General features: G+C 51.8%; 11 protein-coding genes. 6 read left to right on the top strand and 5 right to left on the bottom strand.

The genetic code is table 11. The features are described from left to right. Window positions 1-115: 115 nt before the first annotated feature. From RAM80_RS18840 to RAM80_RS18820, 5 genes are all read left to right on the top strand, one after another. Window positions 116-736, top strand: coding sequence for a hypothetical protein (locus tag RAM80_RS18840; protein ID WP_416421970.1), 621 nt, complete (start codon window positions 116-118; stop codon window positions 734-736). Between the two features lie 1,316 nt (window positions 737-2,052). Continuing rightward, window positions 2,053-2,853 (top strand): hypothetical protein, encoded by an 801-nt coding sequence (locus RAM80_RS18835; protein ID WP_416421969.1) that lies wholly within the window; start codon window positions 2,053-2,055, stop codon window positions 2,851-2,853. Window positions 2,854-3,695: 842 nt separating this feature from the next. Continuing rightward, window positions 3,696-4,637, top strand: coding sequence for a ParA family protein (locus RAM80_RS18830; RefSeq protein ID WP_416421968.1), 942 nt, complete (start codon window positions 3,696-3,698; stop codon window positions 4,635-4,637). A gap of 9 nt (window positions 4,638-4,646) precedes the next feature. Continuing rightward, the gene (locus RAM80_RS18825) at window positions 4,647-5,069 is read left to right on the top strand and encodes a hypothetical protein (RefSeq protein ID WP_416421967.1); all 423 of its coding nucleotides are present in this window, start codon (window positions 4,647-4,649) and stop codon (window positions 5,067-5,069) included. A gap of 1,624 nt (window positions 5,070-6,693) precedes the next feature. Continuing rightward, window positions 6,694-8,634: an ATP-dependent nuclease gene (locus RAM80_RS18820; protein WP_416421966.1), complete on the top strand. Its 1,941-nt coding sequence runs from the start codon at window positions 6,694-6,696 to the stop codon at window positions 8,632-8,634. Between the two features lie 167 nt (window positions 8,635-8,801). On the opposite strand, the gene RAM80_RS18815 is transcribed toward RAM80_RS18820, so the two are convergent. Beyond that, window positions 8,802-9,101: a helix-turn-helix domain-containing protein gene (locus RAM80_RS18815; RefSeq protein ID WP_416421965.1), complete on the bottom strand. Its 300-nt coding sequence runs from the start codon at window positions 9,099-9,101 to the stop codon at window positions 8,802-8,804. Window positions 9,102-9,298: 197 nt separating this feature from the next. Between RAM80_RS18815 and RAM80_RS18810 the strand changes: the two genes are divergently transcribed. Further along, window positions 9,299-9,607, top strand: a complete 309-nt coding sequence (locus RAM80_RS18810) for a hypothetical protein (protein WP_416421964.1) — start codon at window positions 9,299-9,301, stop codon at window positions 9,605-9,607. A 259-nt stretch (window positions 9,608-9,866) separates the two neighbouring features. On the opposite strand, the gene RAM80_RS18805 is transcribed toward RAM80_RS18810, so the two are convergent. From RAM80_RS18805 to RAM80_RS18790, 4 genes are all read right to left on the bottom strand, one after another. After that, window positions 9,867-10,262 (bottom strand): hypothetical protein, encoded by a 396-nt coding sequence (locus RAM80_RS18805; RefSeq protein WP_416421963.1) that lies wholly within the window; start codon window positions 10,260-10,262, stop codon window positions 9,867-9,869. Beyond that, window positions 10,259-10,837: a hypothetical protein gene (locus tag RAM80_RS18800; RefSeq protein ID WP_416421962.1), complete on the bottom strand. Its 579-nt coding sequence runs from the start codon at window positions 10,835-10,837 to the stop codon at window positions 10,259-10,261. The genes RAM80_RS18805 and RAM80_RS18800 overlap by 4 nt, the downstream gene beginning before the upstream one ends. A 264-nt stretch (window positions 10,838-11,101) precedes the next feature. Next, window positions 11,102-12,352 carry an IS256 family transposase gene (locus RAM80_RS18795; protein WP_416421961.1) on the bottom strand — a complete coding sequence of 417 codons (1,251 nt, stop codon included), beginning with the start codon at window positions 12,350-12,352 and terminating at the stop codon, window positions 11,102-11,104. Window positions 12,353-12,372: 20 nt separating this feature from the next. After that, on the bottom strand, window positions 12,373-13,581 hold the full coding sequence (locus tag RAM80_RS18790; protein ID WP_416421960.1) for a GGDEF domain-containing protein: 1,209 nt from the start codon (window positions 13,579-13,581) through the stop codon (window positions 12,373-12,375). Between the last annotated feature and the right edge of the window lie 61 nt (window positions 13,582-13,642).

The following is a 13,642-nucleotide window of genomic DNA, read 5'->3' as shown; positions in this document are numbered from 1 at the left end:
TGTCCTCGGGGGGAGGCTTACGCCCGCGTTCCCGTGGCTAGTGTAAAAACTATAAGGACGTAGGTAAGCGATGTCAACGCAAGTTACCGAGAGACTCAGATTCGCGTTATCTCCTATGCGCATGCAAACCTACGAGACCTCTGCCCGTGCTGCGGGAAGGGCTGCGGATGAAGCACTGGCACTTTACGCATGGAACGCCCGAATAGGTGGCGCCCTACTGACGCCACTGCATATGTGCGAAGTCGTGATCCGTAACGCAGTTGCGGACGCGCTCGAAGCTGTGCACGGCTCGCGCTGGCCGTGGAACCCCGGGTTCGAGCGCAGCCTTCCGCGCCCACTCGGCCCGGGGTACAACGCCGTTGCGGATCTACAAACCACCAGAGCCAGGGCAAAATCGACGGGAGACGTCATTGCGAATCTCAAATTCGTATTCTGGGAAAAAACGTTCACCAGCAGGCACGACACCAAAATCTGGGACCCGTACTTGAGGCAGGTTCTTCCTAACCTCGACGAGCGCGCATCCCTATCAACGCATCGCAAACAGATCTTTGACAACCTCAATCAAGTGCGGCTACTCCGCAACCGCATTGCTCACCACGAACCTATCTTCATGCGGAATTTGCTTGATGATTTCCAGACTATTCAGCGGCTGGTAGAGGCTCGGTGCCGTACTTCATCGGAGTGGATGCTCGCCCAGCAGCAGGTGCTGGAGCTGCTTGCAATGAAACCTTTTTAAGTTGAAGCCTGGGGCGCGGCAAACTACTTGCCGCGCAACATGAAACTCGCGGGTCGTTTAAATGGGGCTGCAAAGCAGCAACCTTACAGGCGCCACTACACGAAATCAGGCCGCTCGACGATTTTTGCCCACACACGTGGACCTCAAGTTGCAAGAGCCGCCAAGGCAGCAAGATGTGGCTAGAACTTGAGGGGTCACGCCCCTCGTAAGGCCGCATCCGGCAGCTAGTACGGTCACTACCCATGTGATGGATGCTCTTACACATATGGCGCTCCTGCGCCAGATACCGTACCTCGCTACCCTGCAGCAACCTATCCGCTTTGCCGAATCTTGCGCCAGCCTGTGCCCGTCGGGCACTTCTAGCACTGCTGCAGCCCTGATCGCACATGGCTTTGCGGCATCCCCCCCTCGTGACAATCGGCGTGACAAACGCCGATGTCTCCAGCAACAGCGATGTAGATGATGGTGCCGCAGACCAGGGAATGGACTGCACCTGACTGGCAGTCAGGCATGCCCCGGTCATCGCATTGCTGCTTACACCTGGCTCAGGATCTCACGGCACTGGTCTCGTCAGCCAATGCAGCCTCCACCCGCCCATCGATAACGGTGCTCAGGAGGCCAGATCATGAGATTCCCTCGCTCCCGGACGTAAGGAGCCGTCGGTCCCGCGCTAGAGGACATCCCCACAGGTCGCAGGGGCCTTGATCCCTGATAACACTCAGCATTCTTGGCGGGATGACGTGGGGCGAGAGCTGGAGAGCAGAAGATGAGATTAACGATATGGCATGGGTAGGGTCGCACAAGGCGGCCATTACAGCACGATCAGGGCGCACTGTGATCGGTGGGAGACGCTCGTAAAGTGGTGTCGCTCCACAGAGGGGGCCGGCATCAATGATGCCTGGGAGATTCATCGAAAGGTGATGGACGACTATGCAGCACACCTGCGCGATCTGGTTAGGCGAGGCAAGCACGCCGTCAACATCGCACAAAACAGGCTATTCAGCGTTAACAGAACCATGGCAGCGCTTCGCGTTTCGAAAAGCTTAGATCTGTTTATAGTATCGTTGTTTATTACGATGAGTACGAGCTTGCTGAGACATAGCCCGCCACCTTCAAAGAGTGGATATAAAGTTTATGCGCATCAATTAAAACACTTTATTGAAGCAACCAGCCACCAACCATGATACATGGCGAATACCGGAAGGTCATTACTTCACGCAAAACACTGATAAACAGGGGGCAGGGTGATAAAAAACGTAATATGTGATAACATCCAAATTGAAATACCATATTGTGTCAGCAAGGATTAATCAGAAATGATAGAGTGGCTAACCGGTAATAAAGAATGGTTCTTCTCGGGTCTGGGAATTTTCATAGTCACATGCTTCTTTAGTGGTGTAACTGCGATCGCAACTTTATGGCTTAAAGGCCGAGGGGAAAGAAAAAAACGTAAACGCCTTCAGCTGACTGAAAAAACTGTAAAATTTGAAATCCCTATGGCAGAAGGCGAGATAGACAACGATTTACTATCAGTCTCTTATGAAGGAAAACAGTACAAACACTTATGTCACTATACCCTTACGGCATTGAATGTCGGCTCTGTGGCAATTGATGGCCAGAAGTTACTACTATCTATTCCAAAAGAATCTGTCGTATTGGAACAGGTGGTGCGACCAACCAATTCTTTTGTCAAAATAGGCATTGAGCGGACAAGTGACACAAACGAATTCCTATACACCATTGACCGACTGGAGCATGGCGATAGAGTAGTGATAACTATACTGGCTGATCTGGCAGGTTTTGAGTCGATCCACTGCTCTCCTAGAGGCGTGGATAGCATTGACTATTCGCGAGAAAAATCTGAGACGACTACTGACCTTGATGTATTTATCTATTTTGTTGCCGCAATTATTCTTGCGGGCACCGTTCCGCTTATCGGCGGCATTCTGCAAGCGGTGGTGGTTATCGCTGGATCTTCGCTTTTCGTTAGAATTGCCAAACTATATATATCAAAGAAAAAATCCGATAGTGAAGCCCTGGTGATTAACGGCGGAATCAACATGTCAGATTCTGCCGTATTTCAAATAAATCAACCAGCAACCTCTACCAAAGAATAATCTTCAAACCAAACCAAGATCATGAAGAATCAAAGTACTATTGAAACTATCGATGCCAAAAAATCAAAAAACAACACCCAAAAAACCACAAAAGCGGTTTTGCTTTTTGAAATAGTGCTTGGTACAGCTTAGCCTGAAGGGTGCTGCTACTACCCGCCATTGCTTGCAGCGACACCATTGAAGCACACATGGCGCGCGTAACCAGTAGCGGCATCCTAGATCTAAACTAATCCCCTCAGCGTTCTCAGGCCAGGACTGAAATCAGCCGCGGGGAGAAAAGATTTTTCCCTTAAACATCATAGGTGGATACCCCCTGCCTGGGTGAAGCAATTGGAGGGGGTAGCTTCATACATAGTAGGTAAAAGAGCCCGAGAGACCAACAACTGCTGCATCGTAACTCGTAGAGGCGGAATTCTTGCCGACCGCCGGTCCTATAGGTGTCCAAAGGTGCCAGCGGTTTCGCGGCGGCTTGTAAGCCCTGCGTGTAGATTGCCTGGCCACTCGCGCCGCAGATTGTCGACCAAGGCCGGTTCGGCATACGTACCCCATCAACGTGAATATGACCTTGTAAGCCGGGCGGTTTCGTACGTCACCCTATCGGACTAGCGAGCGTCACGGTCAGCGGAGATGCTGCCTAGACAGGAGGACACACCGGCATTCAATGTAGAAGGTAACTGCCACATGTCTTGACAGGTTGACCTGATTTAACTGATTTCGCACCGTACAAAAAGATTACATCTGGACATCATTCCTACTGGCAATGTAATGTCACCCTAGAGTCATAGGTCCATTTCTACCATGACCAAACTTCATCAAAGTGGCATATTTTCAAGGAGATGTTGATGCCAAAAGTAGTAAGCATGATCAATTGGAAAGGTGGGGTTGGCAAAACCACACTGACGCTTCACCTTGCTGCTGGATTGGCCTTAAGGCATAGCAAAAAGGTCCTACTGATTGATCTTGACCCCCAATGCAATTTATCTTTTTTGGCAATCGGAGCTAGCCCTTACATAAGTCATACGTACAAGAAGAATCTTTCAACACTCAAAACAATATTTGATGGGTATTTTGATCGAAACCCTGCAGACACCGCCGATGTAATTCTAAAGCAACGAGTTCGTTCCAGTGCTGGAAAAGTGTTCACCAACGTAGACGTGATACTTTCTCATCAAGAGCTAACCCTGCTGGACATGAAGTTGGCGCGGGAAAAACGCTCAGGAAAAGATCACCGAGAGGAGACAAAATTTGAGATTGAGAAAATCTCAATTATAAAAACCGTTATTGACTCCGTATCAGAAGAATACGACTACGTTCTCATTGACTGCCCTCCGAATGTAAACTTAGTTACGCAGAGTGCTTTTTTTGCAAGCGACTACTACGTTGTTCCAGCAATTCCTGACTTCCTTTCGACAGTTGGCATTGCATTGATCAACCAATACATGGACCAATTCAATAAAGACTACCAATCCATGTGGACTTACTCCGGGCTACCAGGCTCCTATTCCAACACCAAGTTCGGGGGAATCATTTTCAATATGGTAGACGAGTATGGTGAGCGCCCCAAAAAGGGCCACACAAAAATTATAAACAATACAAAATCAGAGCTAGGCAGCAATTCAGTTTTCAAAAATTACATAACGGACGGAGATGGCATTTCTACTGCATCAGAAATGAATTTACCAGTATACGCATTCAAAGACCTCCCACGCGCCCAACAAAACGCATCTAAACAAGCTGACTACATGGGTGAAGTGGTCGACGAGTTTATCACTAGAATCGTGTAAGGTGAAATAATGAAATCTCATGAGCTTGCAAAAAATTTAGATAGTATTGCCGCACTGTTAAAATCTCTGCCTAACAGCGAAATCGCTCAAACAATAAAATTCTTGCAGCAGTTAGTTGATGACGACAAGGGATTAAAAAAAGATAGGAGCAAAGGGCGCGAAGCCTACACTGCTTTGCCAGATGGCGTAATCGAAAAGTTACACAACATGACGCTGCCCGAGGCAGAAAAATACTTAGAAACAGACGTAGCATTCGTGTCAACCGCAAGCATTCTACGACTTTCCAGCGCATTGGGAATTCAAACATCTAAACGCCAAAATCGTACCGCTGTTATTAACTCCATAATACGTCACTTAGAAGCAAAAAAAATGGGGTCGATAATAAGGAATGAAATCGACATCGAGAGTGAAATACCTGTTATTAAAGAGTAGTCGTGGCAAGTCAGGCAACTGAGACCTAGCCAACTTAGATGCCTGACTTCAATCTAGCAACCAGTGGTAATGCCAAATATTCGTCGCCAGCAGTGGATCATCAAACACCTGTCAACACAAACACTTAACACAATGTTTCTTCACCTCACAATTATATATTAACGAACCATTCCATTAAGTCCAGACTAAAACAAACTAAATAACCAGGTATAATTAATACGGAAATCCGTCCCTCAGCCATTCCAAAACCACATTACCATCTGCCCGCCCTCACTGCTGACACCCAATGAGACGACCGGAGCCCGCTCAGATTTCAAGCCTCACTTCCACGGGCTCGTAATCCGTGCCGGACTCGCGCAGTGGGTCACCCGCCCGGCCGCCTTACTGGGCACAGTCAGCAGACTGTCCGAAGGCATGCGTGTTCCGGTAAGCACGCTGGAGGCTTGGCCACCGCTAAGGAGGCCAAGGGATGTGGAAGTTAATCCGAAACGTACTGAGCTTCTTGTGTTTAGCAAACCGTGCTTTTCAAGCGTGGAACTACCTGCGAGACAGCATTGACGAACTGCTGTAAATAAGCGTTGGGTTCGCCTCGGCTGTTGGTCAGGGTGGACTCATTGAATATTGTTACTGTGCAGCAGTTCACAATCGCATTCCTCCATACCGAATGTCACACATAATCACGTGGCCCAAGTACTCAATACCGTTAATGAGATATTGACTCGTGTCGCCAATCTCGCAGTCTTAATTCAAGCCTAGTAAGGCAAGATTGATTGCTACAGCAAAGCATGCTCTGGGGCGAAACACCACCCTTCCTCGCGCGCCTAAGCGTGGGCCACAGGACCAAAAATTTTCGTACCACCCGCGGCACACAGGCATCATCTACTATAATCGCTGTTCAAATTGCAACCGCCTTAGTTGTATTACAGGACAAGCAGGTTGACCCTCGCGCAAATGGAAGTTCTGAAAAGACGCCTTGTTTGTCGTAAGCACTATCTCCCCCCTACACGACTCTATTTTCCAAGCACCCCGCTCCCAATACCGCAGCCTTTATCGTGCTTTGGAGCACCGTGGGATCGGCAAAGCCTGCAGTAGGTGGGAGGGCGAGTGACAGTCCGAGTACGGTAAGGCTCCAGTGCAGAATTCCACACACCTGACTGAATGACATCAAGCGACCAAGCAATCGGAATGAACATACTGATAGTCGAGACTCCGATGCTGATTCCCATACCAGTTTTTACCCCACATGGCCGATACAGAGACATGAGCGTAACGCATCACTGCAGGATGTAGTCGCCCCAAGCCTACGAATGAATCTAGTACATCGGCGCTTTTTTTCAAAAACGTCGAGGGGACAGATGGCCAACGTACGCACCACTTGACTACTTAGCAGGCATATTGCCATGCTGCACATATTTTTGTGCCAATGGCTCCTAAAATCCTCGGTCAATCATGAGAATATCGATGACTAGCCAAACAGCAAACAGAAATACCTTTAGTTCGAAAAAAATCATGGAATAGCAAAAACAAAACCATTAGCAGCGGCGTAACCATTTTGAGAAAACGGCTATAGCTTTCCCATCCACATATAACCACCATCAACAGCACATAGTCCAAGGACAGATTTATGATAACTGGCATATTGATCCGCAATTTTAAAACCTACCAAAACATAAATTTTATCCCCGTTTCTAATGGAAGCATGTTTACCGCAATTGTTGGCGAGAACGGTTCAGGGAAAAGTTCAGTCCTAGAGGCTCTAGATAGCTTTTTCAACAACATAGAATGGAACTTCAATCACAGTCTATCAAAGGGTTTCGCGGAAAGGGAACCTTATATTTGCCCGATATTCCTAATTGAAAAGTCCACAATAGAATCCGAAAAAGAAGAAGACATAATCACACTGGAAAAGGTCAGCCAATGTGCTTGGACGGCTAGCAGCCAAGCATTTAACTCTTCGTCGAAACCGGTCAGCGAATTCTGCGCGCACCGAGAAAACCTAACAAGTCAAGGCTATAATAGTGACACACATTATTTAGTGCCCTTCGGGATAATGAAATCATCCCCTACCGGCTCCTCCGCTGTATATTTTTCCATCTTTGAATCTTTAGCCTCCTTTGAGGCGCTACAGAAGAGCGCTCACTGGGAGCAGTTTATACAATCTCTAACAACCTATATCCATGAAAGCTATCAGTACATATATATACCATCAGAAATCAACTTCAAAGAATATACAAAAATAGAAAGCTCCACGGTACAAGCATTACTAGGAACAAAAATAGAAGAAATAGTAAGGAACATTGTAAACAAATCAACAGTGACCGACATCAATCAAAAACTTAACGCGTTTCTCATAGAAGTATCAAAAACACTGGAAAACTATGAATATAAAAAACCAGCAAAAAAGCAAAATCTATTTAATCAATCCCACTTAACAGAAAAAATCATAGAGGCTTTTTTTGATAGCAAGATACTCACAAAAAAAGTTGGAAAGGAAATTGTTCCGGTTAATAACTTGAGCTCAGGAGAAAAACGACAGGCGCTAATCGATATAGCAAAGGCATTTCTGTTAGAGGCAAAAAGACCTAGAAACCAACTCCTGATTCTTGCCATCGATGAACCAGAGCTATCCCTACACATCTCAGCCTGCTTTGAACAGTTTGAGAAATTAAAAGCAATCTCTCAGGCGGGGGTACAAACTCTTGTCACTACCCACTGGTACGGGTTCATGCCGGTTATATCAGATGGCGTGGCGATATATTGCCCGAAATCTGAGAATGAGCTAGTCATGATAGATTTAAGATGTTTCCGGGAAGACATAGCCAAACTGCGTAAATCTAGCCAAGGAAAACTTCCATCCGATCTTGAACTAAAAGGTCTGAACGACCTTGTGCAGTCAATGATCGCATCTATAACAGGTCGAGACTACAAATGGATCGTCTGCGAGGGCTCTGGCGACAAAATATACTTAGACTTCTATCTGGCACGAAATAAATTATTTATTCTTCCAGTAGGAGGCTCCAAACACGTAAAGAAAGTGTTCAGATATTTGGAAATGGCGCTCGAGGAAAATAGAGATGATATTAACGGCAAAGTATTTTTACTTCTAGATACCGATAAAGCCTTTGAAAAATATGATGCTAGCGAGGGCATCGAGCAGATAAGGATTAAACGTATCCACAACGACGAGCACCAACGAAAAACCATTTTAAAGCCAACAAGCAACACTGAGTTTTATCCTCCAACGGTAATTGAGGACACGTTAAGACCAAGTGATTTTTTACTAACTCTCCAACAGTTCGAAGAGCATCCGAAATATGGGGAATCAGTTTCTTCAATTTTGGAGTTTTTGTCGTTCACGGATGACAGTTTACCAGCCTCTCTAGCATTCGACCTTACCGGCACACAGCAACGAAGTGTGGAAGAGCTCTTCAACATGGCGGGATTTAAGGTCAATTTCGCGTTAAAATATGCCGAGCATGCAAATCATCAAATAATACCGTCCTGGATGTCAGAAATAGTCAATTATCTTTTTACGCCTAAAAGAAAGTCGCGCCAACCCAAATAATGACGGTTGTTTTGCGGAGAGCTTTTTATCTCTCCGCATCAGCCAAGCTCAGTCAACAATTTTTCGCAGTATTTATGGTAGCGCCGATTCAAAAGAAATACCGCATTTTTAATATATTGTTAATTCCAGATGCTATTTGCGTTCAGCTGTAGGAAGCATAGTCGACTCTATTCTTCTCCAACCACAGCCCCCATCACCCTAGCCCGCTCCTTCCCCGACATCCGATAAAACGCCACCAACAACCGCGCCTCTTCATCATCCTCGCTATAAAAATACGAAGCCGGCAGCCGCAGCACCGCAGCAATCTGCCTAACCATCTCCGGGTTCGGCACGTGCTTGTCCTTCTCATACTGATTCATCCGCGCGCTAGCCGACGCCGGTTCAATCCCCGCCTCGATCCCCAGCTGCTCCTGGGAGATCCCTGCCGCCTTCCGCGCTTCCTTCAACCGCTTGCTGAACGTGCTCATTTTTTAGCCGCGTAAAGGCTAAGAGATTCTTAGATTCACGTTGACCGCATACTAAGACTTCCTTAGTATTCGGCAGAATCTGTGCTTTCTTGAGGGAAAGGACGCCTGGGCGCAGTCATGATGGAAGGCTGCGTCATTGCCTTTTTAGGCGAGAAGCGAGGCGGTTTGATGCCGGGCTTCCGCAAGGATTAGCTGCTGTGAATATCGATAAGTACCTACGCAAGCTGCAAAACGAGCTTCAGCAGTTCATCGGTTCTGGCGAGCCGGTGGAGGATGAGTTGCTTCAGGATTGGCAGACGATGCTGGGCATCGTGATCCTTGAAGTGGAGGCGTTAAGAGGGGCATTTCAGGGCGCGGCCGACGTGCATGATGGGATGGCGCTGATGGCCAAACTGTTGGATTCGGCGCATACGGATCAGCTGCCGGCGGACGAGGTTCGGTGCCTGATTGAACCCTTGCGGGAGCGGTTGGGTGCGGTGATTGAGGACGCTCGGCAGGCGCTTTAGGTCAGCGATTTGGCTGTGGATAACTTGGTCGCGGTGGGTGGGCTAGGCGCCTGTGGAAAATCTCTAAACGCGTGTTGTGGATAGTTTTACCAACAACGCAAAGCCTCCTAAAAGCTAGACCGAAACCAAGTTATCCACATGTATAACTCATTGATGTTAATAGTTTTTTCTGCACCACCGCAGCGCTCTTTTCGCGGGCAGAGCTCGCTCCCACACCGAAAGTGGTGGCCAAACGGGCTGTGGATAACTACCCCAAACATCACGCCTTGAGCCGCCGCCTCAACCCCATCAGCACCCCCGTCATCCACCACAAATGCCCCGCCACCGCTCCCCCCACCACCACGACCAAACAGAACGCCACCCGCGCCGAGTCGTACACCGCATACGCCCCCAGCCCTCGCTCGCGCGCCACTCCAAACGCGTGCCAAACGATCTCCAGCACATCCGGCAGGAACACCAGCACCACCATCAATCCCATCGCCGCCAACGGCAGGCACCGGCCGAACAGGGCGGCCTCGACCACGGCCAAGGGCTCATGCCGATCGTGAATCGGCACACTCAACCGAGTGGCGTGGTTGATCTCCTGGTACCAGGCGCCGTAGAGAATCGCTACCACGGCCATCAGCAGGCTGGCCGCCGAGATGGCGTCGCTCATGGCACGTACGCCGCCGGGGTGGCGCCCAGCTCTGCGCACAAGCGGTCGTAGGAGGATTTGGTGATTTCGTAGGTGGACACGCTGCCGCGCTTTTTGCTGACGGAGGCCAGGGTGCCGTCGAGGGTGGCGAGTTTTTTGTTGAGTTCTTCGATCACGTTGACGCTGCTCATGGTCACCAGGTACGGGCCGGTGGCGGTTTGGGCGGTGGCGGCTTCGAGTACCACTACCAGGGTGGCGTCGATGGCGTCGCGCAGCAGGTATTGGTATTTGGAGATGATGGAGCGCAGCAGGCCGCGGCTTTCGCTGGGGGTGGTCTGGAAGATTTTACTGACGGTCTGTTCGTCGGGGATGCGCCGGCCGAAGACGTTTTCCACCAGCAGGAAGAGACGGTATTCGTGGATGTCGGTGCCGCGCTTGAAGGCTCGCTGGCCGCGCATCATGCCCAGGTATTCCTGCAGGGCCGAGGTGGCGTAGCCGGCCATGGCGGTGGGAAGTGTGGCGGTGGGGGTGCCGATGATCTGAGCTATTTCGGTGAGTTCGGCGGGGGTTAGCGGCAGGTCGAATTCGATGCGCATGGGGTGGTTTCCTTTAGGTTCATGGAGGGAAAGCTGTGGGCTTTGTCGCGATGATCCGTAAGGGGATGCGCAGAAGAAGTAGGAAATTTCCGAAGCGGGTGAATGGTGGGGTTGGGGGGGTGTTTGAGGGCCAGCGCAGCCTGGCGGCAGCGGCTACGGGTTATTCGGCGACTACGCGGTTGCGGCCGCTGGCCTTGGCGCGGGGGACTGTCAGATATTTTGTGTACGAGCCGGTAACGGCCTGCCGTCAGGCAGGCCGTGCTCTTACCAGGTCGGCCTGATAAACCGATCACCGTACAGAATCGCGAATTGATTCATCGCACTCTTCCAATCCTGAGCCGCATTGCCCCAGTTTGCCGTGATATTTCGCAATCCCAGCCAGATAAGCTTCGTCGCCGCCTCGTCCGTAGGGAAGTGGCTTCGTGTCTTGATAATCTTGCGCAGCTGGGAGTTTATGCTCTCGATGGCGTTGGTGGTGTAGATCACCTTCCGTATGGCTGGTGGGAACACGAAGAACGGGATGACCCGGTCCCACGCCCGCCGCCAGGCTGCAACCACGGTGGGGTGTTGCTTGCCCCAAGGGCCGGCTTCAAAGTCGTTCAGCGCCTGCTCAGCTACCTCGGCGTTCAGCGCCTGGTAGATGGGTTTGAGCGCCTTGGTCAACTCGCGTCGCTTGTCCCAGGCCACGTAATCCAGGCTGTTGCGGATCAAGTGGACGATGCAGGTCTGCAGCGTCGTCTGCGGATAAACCGCCGCCAGCGCTTCTGGCATGCCCTTGAGCCCGTCGGTGACGGCGATCAGCACATCTTCCACGCCCCGCGTCTTGAGGTCGTTGAAGACCTTCATCCAGAACTTGGCGCCCTCGGTCGTCTCGATCCAGATACCCAGGATATCGCGGGTTCCGTCAGGCAAAACACCCAGCGCAAGGTAGACCGCCTTGTTGCGAACCAGTCCTTCTTCGCGGATTTTGACCCGCAGCGCATCGAAGAAAATAACCGGGTACATAGGCTCCAGGGGCCGCTGTTGCCACGCACCGATCTCAGCCATCACCTCGTCGGTTACCGAGCTGATGAAGTCAGGCGAAACGTCCGTGCCGTATTGCTCGGAGAGAAACGCACGGATTTCCCTGACCGTCATGCCACGGGCATACATGGCGATGATCTTGTCGTCGAAACCGGTGTAACGGCGCTCGTGCTTGGGAATCAGAATGGGGGCGAAAGTGCCGTCCCGGTCGCGCGGGATTTCCAGTCGGATGGGCCCATCACCGGTCAAGACCGTCTTGCCGGTTTTGCCGTTACGGTGATTGGTTTCATCCTCTGGGCGCTGCGCGCCCGGCGGATAGCCCAAGTGATGGCCGAGTTCGGCACTCAAAGCTCGTTCAATCAGGGCCTTCTTGAACGCCGCAGAGGCATCCTCGATAGCTTCGGCCGTCATTGGCCCGTCAGCGAACTGCTCCAGCAGCTCTTTCGGGATTTTTGGTAGCTCGCGGAGCGGGGTTTTCTTTTTGGTTGGCATGCATGCACCTCTTACTCATGTTATGCCCGAACACAAAATTTCTGACACTCCCTGGCGCGGTACAGCGCCCGGTCGCTACGCCCCATCGCCGCCTCCGCCCCACCATCCCCTTCGCGCAGGTCGCTGACGCCGATGCTCACTGTCAGCCCAATCACCTGCCCGCCATGCATCAACGGCGTTACCGCCAGCATTTCCTGCAAGCGCACGGCGAAGGCGCAGGCTTCGCGGCTGTGGGTGCCGCGTAGCAGCACGGCGAACTCTTCGCCGCCGATGCGCCCGGCGACGTCGGTCTTGCGCAGTTGGGCGCTGAGGATGCTGGCGAAGTGTTTCAGCGCCAGGTCGCCGGTGGCGTGGCCCCAGCGGTCGTTGATGTGTTTGAAGTGGTCGAGGTCGAGCATCAGCACGCAGGCGTTGTTTTGCTGGGCGTTGAGTTGTTGCATGAAGTGGCGGCGGTTGGGCAGTTGGGTAAGGAAGTCGATGCTGGCGTGGGCTTGCAGGTCGGCTTCCAGGCGCTTGCGCTCGGTGATGTCGGTGGTGGTGCCGATCATGCGCAGGGGGTTGCCGGCGGCGTCGCGGGCGACGACTTTGCCGCGGCTGTTGATCCATTTGTAGGTGCCGTCCTTGCAGCGGATGCGGTGTTCCACTTCGTAGGCGCTGGTGCGTTGCTGGAAGTGCGCCTGGATGGTGGCTTGCACGAAGGGCAAGTCGTCGGGGTGGACGCGGTTGTAGCTGTCGCGCAGGTGCGGGGTGAGTTCGTGGGGCTCGTAGCCCAGCAGGGCTTTCCAGCCGGCGGAGTAGTGGATCTGGTTGTTGGCGACGTCGCGGTCCCATACGCCGGTGCCGCTGTTGTCGATGGCCAGGGCCAGGCGGGCCAGTTGCTGGCGGGTGGCGGCTTCCTGCTGCTCGGCCAGCAGGGCGGCGGCGGCCAGTTGCACCAGGTCGTGCATCAGTTGCAGTTCACCGGGGTGCAGCTGCTGGCGGCCCAGCAGGATGAACGCGCCCAGGGGCTGGCCGGCGGCATCGAGGATGGGCGTGGTGCTGCGCGGCACTTCGGCGTCGCCGCGCGGCGCGGTGCCGCTGCTGGCGCGCAGCACGGGCTGGCCGTCGCGGGTGTGCATGAGCATGGCGCAGGCGACGGCGAACTGTCGTTGCGCCAAGCGCGTCAGGCCTTGGAAGCGCTCGTCTGCGGTCACGTCGGTCTGTGGGGGCTGTTCGCTATCAGCGTCCACGCTTGTCACCATGAAGAAGGCCTGGGGCCATCATCGCACAGGTTGGCGGGGGGCAACCGTC

The organism is Pseudomonas sp. App30 (genome assembly GCF_047947025.1).
Taxonomy (GTDB): Bacteria; Pseudomonadota; Gammaproteobacteria; order Pseudomonadales; family Pseudomonadaceae; genus Aquipseudomonas.
The sequence above is the reverse complement of the archived record's forward strand: the minus strand, read 5'-3'. Positions and strand labels throughout refer to the sequence as shown.

Bases quoted from the DNA above. Each gene is read 5' to 3' on its own strand.
- RAM80_RS18795 (WP_416421961.1), bottom strand. From the start codon at position 12,352: ATGCCAACCAAAAAGAAAACCCCGCTCCGCGAGCTACCAAAAATCCCG.
- RAM80_RS18840 (WP_416421970.1), top strand. From the start codon at position 116: ATGCGCATGCAAACCTACGAGACCTCTGCCCGTGCTGCGGGAAGGGCT.
- RAM80_RS18820 (WP_416421966.1), top strand. From the start codon at position 6,694: ATGATAACTGGCATATTGATCCGCAATTTTAAAACCTACCAAAACATA.
- RAM80_RS18830 (WP_416421968.1), top strand. From the start codon at position 3,696: ATGCCAAAAGTAGTAAGCATGATCAATTGGAAAGGTGGGGTTGGCAAA.
- RAM80_RS18835 (WP_416421969.1), top strand. From the start codon at position 2,053: ATGATAGAGTGGCTAACCGGTAATAAAGAATGGTTCTTCTCGGGTCTG.
- RAM80_RS18800 (WP_416421962.1), bottom strand. From the start codon at position 10,837: ATGCGCATCGAATTCGACCTGCCGCTAACCCCCGCCGAACTCACCGAA.
- RAM80_RS18825 (WP_416421967.1), top strand. From the start codon at position 4,647: ATGAAATCTCATGAGCTTGCAAAAAATTTAGATAGTATTGCCGCACTG.
- RAM80_RS18805 (WP_416421963.1), bottom strand. From the start codon at position 10,262: ATGAGCGACGCCATCTCGGCGGCCAGCCTGCTGATGGCCGTGGTAGCG.
- RAM80_RS18815 (WP_416421965.1), bottom strand. From the start codon at position 9,101: ATGAGCACGTTCAGCAAGCGGTTGAAGGAAGCGCGGAAGGCGGCAGGG.